We start from the raw sequence: 16,289 nt of genomic DNA, 5'->3' as shown, positions 1-16,289 counted from the left end.
TATACACAGGTTACATGAAAAGACGCATATCAAGGGAAGAAGCGGAAGTGCTGCTCGCCAAATACAGGCTCACGCAGTTATCCGGTGCAGAGAAACGTGTAATAGCCATTACAACCGGCCTGGCAGATGAAGAGAATTTATCACTGGGGGAAGATGCAGTACATTACCTCCGTTCGCAATTACTGGCCGTAAGCAACGAATACCTCGCCAAAACCCTTTCCCGCGTTCACAACGAAGAAATAGAGATCGATGGCGATCCCTTACCTCATTTACCCTGCTGCTGCTGCGGCTACCGCACCATTGCCCGTAAAGCCCACCTCGAAATATGCCCCGTATGTTTCTGGGAAGATGATGGTGATTGCGTACCCGAACGCTACAGCGAAGAAAACGCAATGACACTAAGCGAAGCGCAAAGAAACTTCGAGGAGTGGGGGGTGTTTGATTTGAAGTACAAGATTAATGTAACGGAGGAGCCGGAACAGTTTTTGAGATAGCATCAACTGTATAAAAGCAAATATTTTACTTGTAATGCCATATGCAACTATTCCTGCTATATGTTGGCCGTGTGTATCGCTCTTTCCGACAAATACACCAGGGTACACGAGTAGCGTTAACGAAGCAACGCTTACCCCCGGCCGTCATGGCGAGGAACGAAGCCACCCGTCGCTTCAGTAAAAAAGCATTATATCCAGGTAGTGTTACCGAAGCAACGCTTCTCGGGCCGTCATGGCGAGGAACGAAGCCATCCTCGTGCGCAGTCTCCGCGTCAGTAAAGCTATGCGTACCAGCGAATAAGTACGGGTAACGCATCCACAATTTCGTCAGGCACCGCTATCCCCATGAAAGTAAGCCGGTAACGTCGCCCGCCATCCTAACAACCAATTATTGCAGGCAATGACTACACACGAGGATGGCTTCGTTCCTCGCCATGACGGCCGGGGGAGGCTCGCAGTAACGATAACGCAGGTTACGACCACAATGTATGTTTGAATTCACTTCAATTAATTCAAGGTTTACTGTAGCGTAAACTGGAGCGACGGATAGCTTCACTTCGTTCGCCATGACGGCCGGGGGAGGCTCGCAGTAACGATAACGCAGGTTACGACCATAATGTATGTTGCATCGAATTCACTTCAATTAACTCAAGGTTTACTGTAGCGTAGACTGTAGCGACGGGTGGCTTCACTTCGTTCGCCATGACGACCGGGGAAACGCCTGCTAAAAAAAGGCCGGAACTCATCGTTCCGGCCTTTCCAATATGTGTCAGCAGCATTTACTTCCTGCCACTAAAAATATGCTTCTCCGCATGGTAAGATGACCTCACCAACGGGCCTGCTTCCACATAGTCAAGCCCCATTGCATAACCAGCTTCGCGCAGTTCAGCAAATTCGTCCGGGTGTACGAAACGTACTACGGGGAGGTGTTTGGGAGTAGGTTGAAGGTACTGGCCCAGTGTAATAACGTCACAGCCGTTATCACGGAGGTCTTGCATGCTCTGGAGGGTTTCTTCCTTGGTTTCGCCCAGGCCCAGCATGATGCCGCTTTTGGTGCGCATTCCGCCTTCTTTCAGGCGACGGATCACTTCCAGGCTGCGGTGGTATTTGGCTTGTATCCTTACCTGTTTGGTAAGGCGTTCTACCGTTTCCAGGTTGTGCGATACTACGTCCGGCGCTACTTCGATGATGCGCTGGAGGTTTTCCCACTGGCCCCTGAAGTCGGGGATCAGGGTTTCCATGGTAGTGTTTGGGTTCAGGGCGCGTACGGCTTTAATGGTGCTGGCCCAAATGATGGAGCCGCCATCTTTCAGTTCGTCCCTGTCTACCGACGTAATTACAGCATGTTTTACTTTCATGAGCAGGATCGCTTCCGCTACACGCTGGGGTTCGTCCCAGTCAACAGCATCGGGGCGGCCCGTGGCTACTGCACAGAAGCCGCAGCTACGGGTGCATATATTTCCTAATATCATGAAGGTAGCGGTGCCGGCTCCCCAGCATTCGCCCATGTTAGGGCAGTTGCCGCTTTCGCAGATCGTATGTAATTTATGAGTATCTACCAGGTTCCTTACCTGCCTGTAACTTTCTCCGATGGGAAGCTTCACACGAAGCCAGTCGGGCTTTTTCACTCTTGGCGCAGCTGGTTCGGCTGCTATAACGGGTAGTTCTTGCATCTCAATTCCTAGCTTTTAGAAAACACAAAGTTACTTATTCCAGCGCTTTCCGAACTGTAAAGATAGATAAGCGTTGAAAAAGAAGCGTTTAGGATCATATTCCACCATAATTGGCACCTCTTTGGCGTAATATTCGGCGTTTAAACCTACTTCCAGGGCGCTGATTACGTCGTTAAACCGGGCCCAGTCGAAGCGCATGCCCCCTTTGGCGTGTAACCCGGGGTTCAGTTTCACTTCTCCCCATCCTCTGCCGAAGCCGCCGCCGCCGTAAATCAGATCGCGGTTCAGGAAGCGGTCGCGGTTGGCTTCTGTATAGGTTTCCTGTTTACGGGTATTGATGTCGTTGGCCGTTTCCATCAGGTCGAGGTAATAAGGCTTCATCAGTCCGAGGGAAAGACCGCCGTAATATACACCGGTTACTTCCACGCCGTTTTTATTGCCTTTGCCGCCAATGAGCTTACGCTGACCAGCACCAAATTTAGCCTGGAAGAAGTTATTCTGTTTGCCGTATACATATGGATTGGTATTAAACCATCCAAGAGAGGTAGTAATCTGGTTGGTGGCACGGTCCTGCTTAGGATGTTTCTTTTCCGCTAACTCAAACTGGAAGTAGTTAGTGGTACTCCTGGATTTTTTATAACCCAGTTCAAAGAAACCGCTCCAGCCATCGGTATTAAGACGGCCACCCATCGAAAATTCACGGTTATAGGTATTTTCACCCTCTTCTATTTCTTTAAAAAGCGAAATCCTCTTAAGTTTCCTCTGCTCCTTTTCTTCCTTTTTAGTCTGCTTGCTGCTTTGAGCCTGTATGGTGCCTCCGGCGAGCAATAACAGTAAGATTAAGTATGTTTTTTTCACAGTCGGGTGGATTATATTTATATAAACGTGCCTTTACGTTTTATGTTTTATTCCTATACAAACATACAGAAATTAGTTGGTACTTAAAGGACGGCAAAAAGGAGTAAAACGTTGCCCGTATCTCCGTTTTTTCCCTTTATTTTACATCCAAAAGTAAGGCAATGCAAACCGCAGAGATAGTATACAATGGCGAATTGAGGACAACCTCCACCCACGTACGTTCCGGCTCCGTAGTAGAAACGGATGCCCCAGTAGATAATAACGGAAAAGGCGAACGTTTTTCGCCCACCGACCTCGTATCCAGCGCACTGGGTTCGTGTATGCTTACTATTATGGGCATCACTTCCCGCACACAGGGCTGGAACATCGAAGGTACCAAAGTGAGCATCCTGAAAATAATGGGTACAGAGCCACGCAGGATCACTGGTATTAACGTAGAATTTACCTTCCCGGATGGTCATGGCCTGGGCGAAAAGCAACGCACCATCCTCGAAAGAGCGGCGCTTACCTGCCCGGTGGCTAAAAGCATCCATCCCGACATCGTGCAGGATGTGAAGTTCAACTGGTAATCCAACCAACAACGCATTAACAAAACCGCTCCTGTACTGCAGGGCGGTTTTGTCTTTTATAACCGGGGTGAGGGTACCAACAGCAGTACTAAGCCCGGCCCCCGTTGTGTCACTCCCTTCAGCGGCAGCACATGTACCGGGCGGGCCGTGGTCGTCCCGCATGTCTTTACCAGGCAAAAGGAGAGGAAGGTTAATAATATACAATCATGCCTTGTTCCCGGGCCAGTGCTTCTCCTCCAGTATTAGGTTCAAACCCGCCACCATAGGGCATGCCTTTATCGAAGGTATATCGATCCTATATCCATCCTATAATACCCGTCACTACCACAAAGGGTTTCAGAAGATTTGGATATAGGATGGATAAAGGATCGATATAGGATAGCCGGACGGTCGATACACTGAAAATGATGGTATTTTCACCCGCCTGGTCAGCGGTTTGCGGCTGAAGGGAGTGACACAACGGGGGCTGATAAGGATGCCTAATGCTGGTCCCCCATCTTTAACAACTTTACGCCAATGGCACAATCGAGGCACTTACGGTGGTCGCAATAGTGAGTTTTAAGTTGAAGTAAGGCCTGCGAGTCCATGGCTGTTTCGATAGCAATGTGCAGGTCTTCCCAACTGCGTGTAGTATGGTTGTTTTCTGCGGGCAGGGCCTCTATAAAGCGCAGTGCTTTCAGGTGCAGGTGTGGTATGCCGTTGTGCTGTGCATAAAGGTACAGTAACGGGCACACGGTATTGATGATGATATTGCGGATGGTGGTTGTACCAATGCCCGCAGGTTTATCCATGGTTTTGCCGAAGCGGTAATGCTGCTGCCAGTACGGCGAAGGCTGCACGAAAAACAGCTTTTCCAGTTCGGTGATATCATTGGTTTCGAGGATGCGGGAAAACAGGTGGCTTGTTTGATGGATAATAGCCGCCAGCGTTGCAATGCGCAGGGTAGGGAAGGAGGAAGGCCGCATGCGCAGGAACTTCCAGAGGTGTACGGGCATGGGTGTAAGCTGGTATTTGTGTTGCTGAAATGCAAACTCCTGCGCCAGCTTTTGCGAATAGGCATCGGGTAAGGCGCCGCCCAGCAGTCCGGCCTGGCCGAATAACAATGCTTCCAGTTGGAACAGTTGTGGTTTGTGCCTGGCCAGTACCTGCTGGGGCAGGCTCCCGGCCAGTTGCAGGAAGGGGGCAGCATTCACGGGCATACCCAGGGCCTGCGCCACCGCACGAAAACATACTTCTTCCCAATTGTAACGGGTTTGCTGCAGCCACTCGCGGAACACGGCGGCTTTACGTTCCCAGCGCTCCGCCAAAAGCCGCTCCTTCCAGCCTTGCCAGATAAGGGCAGGCGCCTGTTGCGCCATGTTGCCGCAGGGCACGAACGAGGCAGTGCGCATCAGGTGGTGATAACGTTCCAGCAATATTTTCGGGACCCTGTTCTGCAATTCGATGCAGGGCATGTTGGGCAGCCGCTCTTCCGCCATATCCTGTTCAAACACTACATGCAGCACTACGTTCTGGTAGTTTTTGTCGAGGTGATGCCGGTGCTTATGCCAGCCGGAAGTTTGCAGGTGCAGTTCCACGTGGCCTGCCCATATAATGTTGCCGATGCGTATCAGGGCACCGGAAAAATCAGGCCCGGTATGGCGGTTAAGTGTGCCGGTTTTAAGAATGCGTACCGGCTCGCCGGTAATGGTGGTAAGGTCCTCCTGGTTAAAAAGGCCTGCCTGCCAGATATACTGGAGCAGTTCCTCGGTGAGGACTGGGTTAACATTCACTTTCATAAAATACTATCACATTATAACAAAAAGGTACTGTTTTTTTCATGATTTTAGAAAATCACCCGATACGATTTGGAAATATCCTTCACCATCCATTACCTTTGCACCGCAGTTCTTAAATAATTACTTATCCAGAAAGGCAGAGGGTACTGGCCCTGCGAAGCCTTAGCAACCATCCTGGTAACGGGAAAAGGTGCTAATTCCGGCCCTGGTTTTTATACCGGGGAAAGATAAGTTGGCAGAGATTCTAATTTATTGCACTATAAATGCATAAAGCTCTTCCAACACAAGGAAGGGCTTTTTTTATGCCCCTACCTCCCGCCGCACCTGGATATTTTTTACATAAGAACGACCGTTTTCGTAAATCATACCAATCATTTTTCAGCCGTTTATGAAACCATCCACACAATTGATTCACAGCATTCCGGTAGACGAACTGACCGGCGCTATATCAGTGCCGATTTACCAGACGTCCACCTTCGTGCAGGAGTCGCCCGGTATTAACAAGGGGTTCGAATTTTCGCGCGCCAACAACCCCACACGTAAGGTGCTGGAAGACCTTATCTGCAGCCTGGAAGACGGTTATGCAGGTTTTGCTTTCGCCAGCGGCATGGCGGCTATAGACGCTGTGCTGAAGTTGCTGAAAACCGGTGATGAGATCATGGCGGTGGAAGACACTTATGGCGGCATCTTCCAGATCTTTCACTCGATGTTCGAACGTTTTGGTATTAAAGTGAACTTCGTAGACACCAGCGATATCGATAAGGTGCTCGAAAAAATTACGCCCAAAACTAAGATCATCTGGCTCGAATCGCCTACCAACCCAACGTTGAAGATCTCTGATATCAAATCGATCAGCAAAATTGCCAAGCAGCATGAAATACTGCTGGTAGTGGATAACACTTTCTCCACACCACTGCTGCAAAAGCCAATACCAATGGGTGCCGATATCGTTATTCACAGCGCGTCCAAATACCTGGGAGGGCATACGGACGTAATCGCGGGACTGGTAGTTGTAAACTCTAAACCACTGGCCGATCAGCTGAAGTTTAACCAGAACATTTCCGGTAGCATTCTCAGTCCTTTCGAAGCCTGGCTTACCATCCGTGGCATAGAAACACTGGCACTGCGACTGGAAAAACAATGCGCCAATGCCATGGCGATTGCGAGCTGGCTCAACGAACATCCGGCGATCGATAAAGTATTTTATCCGGGCCTGGCCACGCACAAAAACCACCACATCGCCCGTAAACAACAAAAAGGTTACGGCGGTATCGTGAGTTTTTCTTTGAAAGAAGATCATATTAAAAACGCCATCCGCATTGTAAACAGTACCAAACTGTTTAAACTGGCGGAAAGCTTCGGCGGTGTTAAAAGTATGCTCGCCCACCCTGTTACCATGACGCACCGCATTATTCCCGAAGAGTTCCGCCGCAAGGCTGGTCTGCAGGATAGCTGCATCCGTTTGTCAGTAGGTATCGAAGATGTGGAAGACCTGATCAACGACCTCAAACAAGCACTCGATAAATTAAACCAACCATTAGGTAAACAAATCACTGTATTACAATAAGTATGGAAAAGAAGATCATTAACCTGGGTATTTTCGGATTCGGCTGTGTAGGCCAGGGTTTATACGAAGTATTAAACAGGACAAAAGGTATCAATGCCCGTATTAAGAAAATCTGCATCAAGGACCCTAACAAACAGCGCCCGATCGATGCCAGTTATTTTACGACAGATCCAAACGAAATTCTCGACGATCCTACCATTGACGTCGTAGTTGAACTGATCAATAATACGGAAGATGCTTTCGAGATCGTAAGCAAAGCGCTCCGTAACGGTAAAGCCGTAGTAAGCGCCAGCAAACGTATGATCGCTGAGAACCTGCCCGCACTGTACCAGTTGCAGGTAGAGAACAAAGCACCGTTCCTGTACGAAGCTTCCAGCTGCGCAAGTATTCCCATCATCCGTAACCTGGAAGAGTACTACGATAACGACCTGCTGAATGCAGTGGAAGGTATCTGTAACGGGTCTACCAACTACATTCTCACTAAAATATTTGAAGATAACCTCAGCTTCGAAACTGCCCTGCAACAGGCGCAGGACTTAGGTTTCGCAGAAACTGACCCAACGCTCGACATCGAAGGTTACGATCCTAAATTTAAGATCGTGATCCTGTTGCTGCACGCTTTCGGTACGTTCGTAAAACCAGAAGAGGTGTTCAACTTCGGTATCAGTCACCTGAACGATTTTGATATCCAGTTCGCAAAGCAACGTAACTCCACCGTGAAGCTGATCGGCTCCTGCCGCAGGTCTAACGGCCATGTACATGCTTACGTGCTTCCACATCTCATTAAAGAGCATAACCTGTTGTACGATGTATACAACGAGTACAATGGTATTTTGCTGGAGAGCGCGTTCACCGATAAACAGTTTTTCGTAGGTAAGGGCGCAGGTGGTACTGCTACCGGCAGCGCCGTACTGAGCGACATTTCTGCACTGCTGTACAACTACCGTTACGAGTACAAAAAGATCAAGCAGAACAATGCGCCTATCTTCACGAACGACGTACAGTTAAAAGTGTACCTGCGTTACAAAACACCTGATCAGGTTGATCTGTCGGCCTTCTATAACATTTCTGAGAAATACGAATCGCCTACCTTCCGTTATGTAGTGGGTGTGATCAATCTCGATAAGCTGAAGGATGCGGAGTGGCTGAAGAATAAAGAGGTGAACCTGCTGGTGCTGGAACAATAATGTAAATGCAATTCAGACCATATAGAAGGCCTGGCTACTATGGCCGGGTCTTCTTTTTTTTGTTGAAACATTGTAGTATTGCCGTAAAGCAACTGACGAATGATAAAAAGAATGGCAACCCTTCTTGGGGTTATATTGTTTGTTATAGGAAAGGTACAGGCGCATGATTTTGTGCAGAACGGTATCTTCTACAACATTATCCCGAACACGAAAACGGTAGAAGTAACTTATGGTGATAAGGCTTATTTCACAAAGCCCGCCAGCTATTATTTCGATTTTTACCGCGCCGGCGTAACAATACCATCCAGCGTGGTATATAAGAATGTTACCTACAAAGTCACTGCGATCGGGAATAACGCTTTTGATGCAGAGAAGACGGAGTACTTTGAGATGCTTTCGAAGGCAGTATTGCCCAATACGATCACTTCTATTGGTATAGCTGCATTTTATAAATGTCACAGCCTGCTGCAGGTAAACATTCCGGCTACTGTAAAAGAGTTGGGGGATGGCGCTTTTGGCAGATGTTCGGCGTTAGCTGCATTGATCGTTCCTGAGGGTGTAAACATGATGGGCGAAGGTGTTTTTCATGAGTGCCGGCAATTAAGTAAAGTGAAGCTGCCTGAATCACTAACGGTGATACCTGCCAATAGTTTTAGGGAATGTTATCAACTTACGGCCATAAAACTACCTGCTACATTAACTGTTATCGGTGAATCTGCATTTAAGCAAACCGGCTTAAAAGCCATTACCATTCCCGCTGCCGTAAAGCAGATCGGTGAACATGCATTTGATTTCTGTTACTCACTGAAGCAGATTACCGTACAATGGGAAACACCGTTGTACATTCCAGCAGATTGGAAAGAACTGGGCTATTTTAAAGACTATCCCTTTTATGAAACGCCGTTAAAAGACGTAACGTTGAATGTACCAAAGGGTACGAAGGAGCTGTATCAGAAGGCTTATGTATGGAAGGAGTGTGGCGTTATTACAGCCGCTGACTTCTAGGGCCGGGTTTATTTATGAGCAGTTAAATAAGATCGTACGTTAGCGAATCTATTTTACGTTCACTAATTCATGTATAATAGTATTTACAGCTTCTTTAGAATCGCCAAAAAGATCAATTCCTTTTTCAATCAATTCTTTTTTTATTACATTTTTATCAAACTCCAGATTGTCAACAAGGAACTTATGACGCAAGTCAAACATCATGAATATATCATCCCAGGTATAAGCATAGATTTCGAAATTTTGTACCGACTTAACCAGGAACCTTTTCCCTTTTTCTTTTTGAGACAAGTATTGGTCATGGACGTAATTGTCGATAGTATTACCGATAACGAAAAACCTCCAGGATCTTTTTTGAGAATTAAAGGAAGGATCGTTGCGAATAATATCAAGGTAATCTTCAATTTGCCGTAGTTGTTCTTTTCCAATTACTACATCAGGGCGTTTTAACTCCACAATCAGGTTTTCTTCCATAAGATACTGACTGTCTTCACTATCATCAATGGCTCTTTTCCTGGCTACAAAAATATCGGGACGTTTATTGGATTCTTTGGATGATACTTTCTTTTTGCCTCCGGCATTCCCTTGTTGGAGGAATTCAGTATATGCGGCCAATAATCTGTTAAATCCTTCATTTGCTGAAACCAATGCATATTGTTCTCCGAAAATCCAATAGTTTTCTTCTATCGCTTTCTGTAAATGATCGCGCTCCGTTGTGAATTTTTTCAAATCGAACACCAATGCTCTCAGTAATTCGATCGTTTTAAATCTATTCTCGATAAGATTTACTGTTTTTGCTATTTTGCTAACAGTTGTTTTCCTTAGCACGTTGAGTAATTGCTGCCTGTCAGTTGATGTTAAATTGATAATCTGTCCGATCAGCTCAAGGATATTTTCCCGTTCGTCGGTATCGAGCAGTATATTTATTAAGCCGATGCTAACCTTTTGCTGCTCCTTATTTAAGCCCTGGAAAATCTTGGGTTCTATGCAGTAAAGGCTCTTCACAACAGATATGAGATCTATTCTGCGGGCCTGATCGTATTTATTGTTTTTGAATGGAGGGATTGCCCCGTTCTTTTCGTACGTATCAATAAGCCTCATAGCCGCCTCTCCATGCACGAACTCTTTCTGCTTGTTACGAACAACGTTGTGCAAACTAACCATCAACGCCTTAAAAACGCCGTTCTGCCTGTTGTTTTCAAATAAATTCTGCGAATGTTGTTCATCATTTGCATTAAATCTGTCGAAATAGCGGGACTCTACATATACACTATGATTAAAGCCGATCGCATTATTATTGAATGACGTAAGATCTTTGAAAATCTCTTTCTGTTGCGAGTTGAGGAAGTAGAAATAGAACTTGTCGCCTATCTTCTCTTTCCATCTGACGAAAGTTATTTTGAATATATTATCCTGACCATCCGCACCTTTAATTGGCATCACATGCACCTCTTTTTCGATGATGATACCTGAATAGTCAATAGGGACATTGTTGATCTTGAGCTGGTAATCCTTCTCCTGATTTAGCAAAAGGAACCATCCAAATTCTCTTGCCAAATAGCTTTTAAATTCTTCACATTGAAAGGAAAAGCCAGTAACATCAAATAGATCGATAATGGTAACAGTGGTACCCGAAACCTTGCGCGCAGAAACTTTTTGATTTTGTGGATCATAAAAGTCCTTCGAATTTCGGGAAATGGTGATGTCGTACTCTATATATTTGTTTGATTGCACGTCAAGATAGGTTGTTTCCCAGATAGCTTTACCACCGAAAGCAACGAAAGAAAACCGTCCCCTGCCTTTATTTCCCTTGATATTAGAAGATGACTTTTGAAATGAATTTCTTTTAATAGAATCGTTAAAGTTCCCGAAGGTTTCTGAAAGAATGGATGCGTCGATACCTGTACCATTGTCACGAATGGAAATGCTGTTAATCGAGCCTATTTCGTTAGTGTCGAAAATAAGCTCAACTTCTGTTGCAGAAGCGTCGAAGCCGTTCCAGATATATTCAGCTACAGCCTCCATGTAGTCTTTCGGCAAGCCGGAAGACTGTATTCCACTATCGGTAACTGAAACTTTTTCTTTCATTTGAAAAACTGTATTTATACTTAATGCTAGTTACTAATTTATTTAGTAATAGCGAAATCTATTTGCCCGCTAAAATTGCCTTTATAAATCCTTCAACATCCAAACATTACACGCGTAATGCCCCGAGTTCCCCAACGCTGCATCCAGGTACCTGAAACCCGCTTTCTCGTACATCGATACCGCCCTCATCATTTCCGGGAACGATTCGATGTAGAGCTTTTCGTATCCTAATGCTTTAGCTGCCTCGAACGATTTTTTCATCAATGTGTAACCGATGCCTTTACCACGCGCTTCTGCCGCGAGAAAGAACCTTACCAGTTCGCCACAACCAGGTGGCAGGCCCGGTGTGGGAAAAATACCGCATCCCCCTAAAATAATTCCATCTTCTTCCGCTACCCAGTAGGTGGAGCGGGGCGTGAGGAATAGTTCATAAAGGTCATCGGTGGTAGGATCGGTGAACGCGGTGCCTTCTTTAGGCACGTCGAATTCAGAGATGCCGGCGCGGATGATAGCGGCCAGTCGTTCATTGTCTTCCTTTCTTATAGTCCTGTAAATCACGCTCAAATATAACAAGAAGGGCTGTTTCGCAAAACAGCCCTGTCAATTTTTATCTTCTTCCCGGTTTCGGAAATACCTGGTGCGTTTGTGCCCAGTTACGCCATAGTACAGCAAGTTCCTGCACCTTTTCGGGATGTTGGGCAGCGAGGTTATTGGTTTCTGTTTTATCTGCTGCAAGATTAAACAGTTGCCAGGTGGTATCGTTACTCAGGCTCACCAGTTTCCAGTCGCCTTTGCGGGCATAACGGGCGCCGAAATGCTCGTTAAATAAGGTGTTATGGCCTTCTGTTTTTTTATTGTAGAAAGATGGGCTCAGGCTGATCCCGGTGGTGGGTGTAATGTGATGGCCGTTGTAAGTAGCGGGGTAATCAGCGCCCGCGAGATCAGTGAACGTGGCCATCAAATCCATTACATGGCCTCTTTGCTCACTATAGCCACCTTTTTTAGCGGTAATACCTTTGGGCCAGAAAGCGATGAAGGGCGTGCATACACCGCCTTCGAACGACTGTTCCTTCCAGTACGCAAAGGGCGTGTTCACCACGTTGGCCCAGCGTTGTCCGATAGAGCTGTAGGTAGTTTGCGGGCCAGGCATCGCTTCTTTTTTTGTTGCATAAATAATCTTCCTGCCATCGCGTGTTTCACTGGGTCTGTCGAACCCAGGCCCGTAATTGGCGCAGTTTTCAGCACTGGCGCCGTTATCAGAGAGGAACAGGATGAGTGTATTGTCGAGTTGGCCGGTTTGTTTTAGCGTTGCGATGATACGACCAATGCCCTGGTCCATCCGATCGACCATAGCGGCGTGTACGGCCATGGCGGCAGCATCCCATTCTTTATCCGGATTATCTTTCCAGCTTAATTCACTTTGCCACCTGGGCGATAGTTTAGTAGTGGCAGGATCGATGAGTCCCATCTCCACCATTTTATCGTACCGCTTTTTGCGGATAGCTTCCCAGCCTTCTTTATATGTGTCTTTGTATTTCGCAATATCTTCCGGCAATGCCTGCAACGGCCAGTGTGGTGCGTTATGGGCTACGTACAGGAAGAAAGGATCTTTCCCTTTCCCATATTCCCTGATATAAGCGACAGCTGTGTCGTTAATCGCATCTGTATGATAATAACCTGCCGGCACTTCTTTGATCGGCTGCGTGCCGCTCACAAGGCTAAAAGGATCGAAGAAATCGACCACGCCCCAGATGGTACCGAAATACTTTTCAAAACCTCTGCTGGTGGGGTATTGCGAAATGGGGGAGAAGGAGGGATGCGAGGTATGATGGTTGAGCCAGTCGAGCTGCGCCTGCGGTGTTGCCTGCCCGTTCGTATTGGATACATGCCACTTGCCGGACATGGCAGTACGGTATCCGGCCGACTTCAGCACTTCGGCCAGCGTAACTGTATTATCTGTCAACGCACCCCGGTAGCCTGGTTCGTTTTCCGCCTCTGTCATCTTTCCGATACCTGCCTGTTGATTATAGAGGCCTGTAAGCAAAGAGGCGCGCGTAGGGCAGCAGCGGGAGGTATTGTAGAACTGCGTGTAACGAAGTCCGTTGCCGGCCAGGTAATCGAGGTTCGGCGTGTGTATTTCACCACCATAACAGCCGAGGTCGGAGTAGCCAAGATCGTCGGCCAGTATAACAATAATGTTTGGACGAGGGGCTTTGGGAGGTAATACTGTAGCGGGTTTCCAGGACATGGCACCTGTGATGATGGCACCGGTAATGATAGCGGCCATCCCTATCTGGTAAATTCTCATGACGTGTTCGATTTATATGGTAATGACGTGAGAACTAATATAAATCGTTTAGCGTGAAAAATACATTTATTTATGCCAGGGGTGGAAGCGGTATTATATTACCCGGTCTCAGGTACTCTTCTCCTAGCTTTCAGGTATACTTCAGGTACTCTTCAGCTATACTCGCGCCAAATTGTTAAAATCCTATTACCGTTAAAAACTTTCTGCTTTCAGGACAATTTTTTCTGCTTTGGGGACAATTTTTCGCCTCTCTGATAAGCGATCTTTGTATACCAGGGAAATAAAAAAGGAGTGCCTTGTGGAGCACTCCTTTTCGGAAAGTATTGAATTTGAGTTGACCATTACGCGCTGCAGGTTACACAGCCTTCTTCCATGGTACAAACTGCGCCCACAGGAACTTCGAGTTCTGCTTCGCCGGTTTGCTGAATAACAGGCTGCATTTGCTGGCCGCCTTGTTTTTCCACGGTGAACTGTACCGCTTGTGTAGCTGCCTGTGTACGCAGATAATACATCCCTGTTTTCAAACCGGTTTTCCAGGCGTAGAAGTGCATGGAAGTAAGTTTGGCGGCAGATGGAGTGTCTACGAAAAGGTTCAGCGACTGTGACTGGCAGATGAACGCGCCGCGATCGGCTGCCATGTCGATGATCGTACGTTGTTTGATTTCCCAAACTGTTTTGTACAGTTCCTTCAGTTGTGAAGGGATCTGCTCAATTTTCTGGATAGAACCGTTGTTGGCAATGATCTGGTTTTTCATATCATTATCCCACAGGCCGAGATCTACCAGGTCTTTCAGCAGGTGTTTGTTCACGATTACAAACTCACCGCTCAGTACGCGGCGGGTGTAAATGTTGGAAGTGTATGGTTCAAAACACTCGTTGTTACCAAGGATCTGGGAGGTAGATGCAGTTGGCATCGGTGCTACCAGCAGGGAGTTACGAACGCCTGATTTTTTAACTTCAGCTTTCAGTGCGGTCCAGTCCCAGCGTGCAGATGGTGTTACATCCCACATATCAAACTGCATAATGCCTTTTGATATCGGAGAGCCTGGATAACTTTCGTAATGACCATCCTGTACGGCAAGATCTTTAGAAGCGGTCATAGCAGCGAAGTAAATCGTTTCAAATATTTCGCTGTTCAGCTGGCGCGCTTCTGCACTTTCGAACGGATAACGCATCAGGATAAAGGCATCGGCCAGGCCTTGTACGCCCAAACCGATAGGACGGTGGCGCATGTTGGAGCGGCGAGCTTCTTCAACCGGGTAATAGTTATTATCGATGATTTTGTTCAGGTTCAGGGTAGCCTGGTAAGTAACTTCATACAGTTTCTCATGATCGAATTTGCCGTCGATCACGAAACGTGGCAGCGCGAGGGAAGCCAGGTTACATACCGCTACTTCGTCAGGAGCAGTATACTCGATGATTTCTGTACACAGGTTGGAACTTTTGATCGTACCCAGGTTCTGCTGGTTTGATTTGCGGTTGGCAGAATCTTTATACAGCAGGTAAGGTGTACCGGTTTCGATCTGTGCATCGAGGATAGCGAACCAGAGGTCTTGCGCTTTTACGGTTTTACGGGCGCGGCCGGTTGTTTCGTACTCGGTGTACAGCGCTTCGAATTCTTCACCCCAGCATTCAGCCAGTCCTGGTGCTTCGTGAGGACAAAACAGGCTCCAGTCGCCGTTTTCTTCTACACGTTTCATGAACAGGTCGGGTACCCACAGGGCATAGAACAGGTCGCGGGCGCGCATCTCTTCTTTACCGTGGTTCTTACGCAGGTCCAGGAATTCAAACACATCGGCATGCCATGGCTCCAGGTAAATAGCGAAAGCGCCTTTACGTTTACCACCGCCCTGGTCTACATAACGTGCAGTGTCATTAAACACGCGCAGCATTGGGATAATACCATTAGAAGTACCATTGGTACCGCTGATGTAAGAGCCGGTAGCGCGGATGTTGTGGATGCTGAGGCCAATACCACCAGCGCTCTGAGAGATCTTGGCGGTTTGTTTCAGTGTATCATAAATACCGTCGATGCTGTCGCCCTGCATAGTCAGCAGGAAGCAGGAAGACATCTGAGGTTTAGGTGTACCAGCGTTAAAGAGGGTAGGCGTGGCATGTGTAAACCAGCGCTCACTCATCAGGTGGTAAGTTTTGATGGCAGATTCGATATCTTCTTTATGGATACCAACAGATACACGCATGAACATGTGCTGCGGGCGTTCTGCTATCTTACCGTCAATTTTCAGCAGGTAAGAACGTTCCAGTGTTTTAAAACCGAAATAGTCGAAACCGAAATCGCGGTCGTAAATGATGGTAGAGTCCAGTATCTCTGCATTCTTCCTGATGATCTCGTATACGTCGTCGGCAATCAGTGCGGCAGATTTACCCGTTTTCGGATCGAGATATTCGTACAGGTCTTTCACTGTTTTGGAGAAAGACTTGATCGTGTTTTTATGCAGGTTGCTTACAGCAATACGCGAAGCCAGCAAAGCATAGTCAGGATGCTTTGTAGTAAGCGATGCAGCTGTTTCGGCAGCCAGATTATCGAGTTCGCTTGTAGTTACGCCGTCATACAATCCCTGTATCACTTTTTTGGCCACGTCGATAGAGTCTACGTACTCAGGAGCGAGTCCGTAGCAAAGCTTCTCAACGCGTGCAGTGATCTTGTCAAATTTTACGGTCTCTTTTTTACCGTCTCTTTTTATAACAAACATTTGCTCGAATTTATTGGTGGTTAATATTAGTAAGTATATTCTGTCCTA

Annotated in this window: 12 protein-coding genes and 1 riboswitch; of the genes, 5 read left to right on the top strand and 7 right to left on the bottom strand. The window is 47.0% G+C overall.

What is annotated here, in order from left to right; translation table 11 throughout:
- The first annotated feature begins 14 nt into the window (after window positions 1-14).
- On the top strand, window positions 15-494 hold the full coding sequence (locus QZT80_RS12540) for a CPCC family cysteine-rich protein (protein ID WP_295122253.1): 480 nt from the start codon (window positions 15-17) through the stop codon (window positions 492-494).
- 779 nt (window positions 495-1,273) lie between these two features.
- Here QZT80_RS12540 and lipA read toward each other — a convergent pair.
- Window positions 1,274-2,167: a lipoyl synthase gene (lipA, locus tag QZT80_RS12535; protein ID WP_295122251.1), complete on the bottom strand. Its 894-nt coding sequence runs from the start codon at window positions 2,165-2,167 to the stop codon at window positions 1,274-1,276.
- A 30-nt stretch (window positions 2,168-2,197) separates the two neighbouring features.
- Window positions 2,198-3,025 (bottom strand): hypothetical protein, encoded by an 828-nt coding sequence (locus QZT80_RS12530; protein ID WP_295122249.1) that lies wholly within the window; start codon window positions 3,023-3,025, stop codon window positions 2,198-2,200.
- Window positions 3,026-3,186: 161 nt separating this feature from the next.
- On the opposite strand from QZT80_RS12530, the gene QZT80_RS12525 reads away from it, so the two are divergent.
- The gene (locus QZT80_RS12525) at window positions 3,187-3,594 is read left to right on the top strand and encodes an OsmC family protein (RefSeq protein WP_295122247.1); all 408 of its coding nucleotides are present in this window, start codon (window positions 3,187-3,189) and stop codon (window positions 3,592-3,594) included.
- A 479-nt stretch (window positions 3,595-4,073) separates the two neighbouring features.
- Here QZT80_RS12525 and QZT80_RS12520 read toward each other — a convergent pair whose 3' ends face one another.
- Window positions 4,074-5,372 (bottom strand): DUF2851 family protein, encoded by a 1,299-nt coding sequence (locus QZT80_RS12520; protein ID WP_295122245.1) that lies wholly within the window; start codon window positions 5,370-5,372, stop codon window positions 4,074-4,076.
- A gap of 121 nt (window positions 5,373-5,493) precedes the next feature.
- Window positions 5,494-5,606: riboswitch (SAM riboswitch) on the top strand.
- A gap of 154 nt (window positions 5,607-5,760) precedes the next feature.
- Here QZT80_RS12520 and QZT80_RS12515 point away from each other — a divergent pair.
- The 3 genes from QZT80_RS12515 to QZT80_RS12505 all read left to right on the top strand — a co-directional run bounded on the left by QZT80_RS12515 (window position 5,761) and on the right by QZT80_RS12505 (window position 9,131).
- Window positions 5,761-6,939: a PLP-dependent aspartate aminotransferase family protein gene (locus tag QZT80_RS12515; protein ID WP_295122242.1), complete on the top strand. Its 1,179-nt coding sequence runs from the start codon at window positions 5,761-5,763 to the stop codon at window positions 6,937-6,939.
- A gap of 2 nt (window positions 6,940-6,941) precedes the next feature.
- The gene (locus QZT80_RS12510; protein WP_295122240.1) at window positions 6,942-8,126 is read left to right on the top strand and encodes a homoserine dehydrogenase; all 1,185 of its coding nucleotides are present in this window, start codon (window positions 6,942-6,944) and stop codon (window positions 8,124-8,126) included.
- Between the two features lie 99 nt (window positions 8,127-8,225).
- Window positions 8,226-9,131, top strand: a complete 906-nt coding sequence (locus tag QZT80_RS12505) for a leucine-rich repeat domain-containing protein (RefSeq protein WP_295122238.1) — start codon at window positions 8,226-8,228, stop codon at window positions 9,129-9,131.
- A 48-nt stretch (window positions 9,132-9,179) separates the two neighbouring features.
- Here the strand turns inward: QZT80_RS12505 and QZT80_RS12500 are convergent, their stop codons facing one another.
- The 4 genes from QZT80_RS12500 to QZT80_RS12485 form a co-directional block, all read right to left on the bottom strand.
- Complete coding sequence (locus QZT80_RS12500) at window positions 9,180-11,219, bottom strand: ATP-binding protein (protein WP_295122237.1); 2,040 nt, start codon at window positions 11,217-11,219, stop codon at window positions 9,180-9,182.
- A gap of 81 nt (window positions 11,220-11,300) precedes the next feature.
- A complete protein-coding gene (locus QZT80_RS12495) occupies window positions 11,301-11,792 on the bottom strand; it encodes a GNAT family N-acetyltransferase (protein WP_295122235.1) in 492 nt (163 codons plus the stop codon).
- Window positions 11,793-11,826: 34 nt separating this feature from the next.
- A complete protein-coding gene (locus QZT80_RS12490; protein WP_295122233.1) occupies window positions 11,827-13,527 on the bottom strand; it encodes an arylsulfatase in 1,701 nt (566 codons plus the stop codon).
- A gap of 341 nt (window positions 13,528-13,868) precedes the next feature.
- Window positions 13,869-16,241 (bottom strand): ribonucleoside-diphosphate reductase subunit alpha, encoded by a 2,373-nt coding sequence (locus QZT80_RS12485; protein WP_295122231.1) that lies wholly within the window; start codon window positions 16,239-16,241, stop codon window positions 13,869-13,871.
- Window positions 16,242-16,289: the final 48 nt, after the last annotated feature.

The sequence above is a fragment of the uncultured Chitinophaga sp. genome, from assembly GCF_902168175.1.
Lineage (GTDB): Bacteria > Bacteroidota > Bacteroidia > Chitinophagales > Chitinophagaceae > Chitinophaga.
Note: the sequence above shows the minus strand (reverse complement) of the source record. Positions and strands in the feature narration are given on the sequence as shown.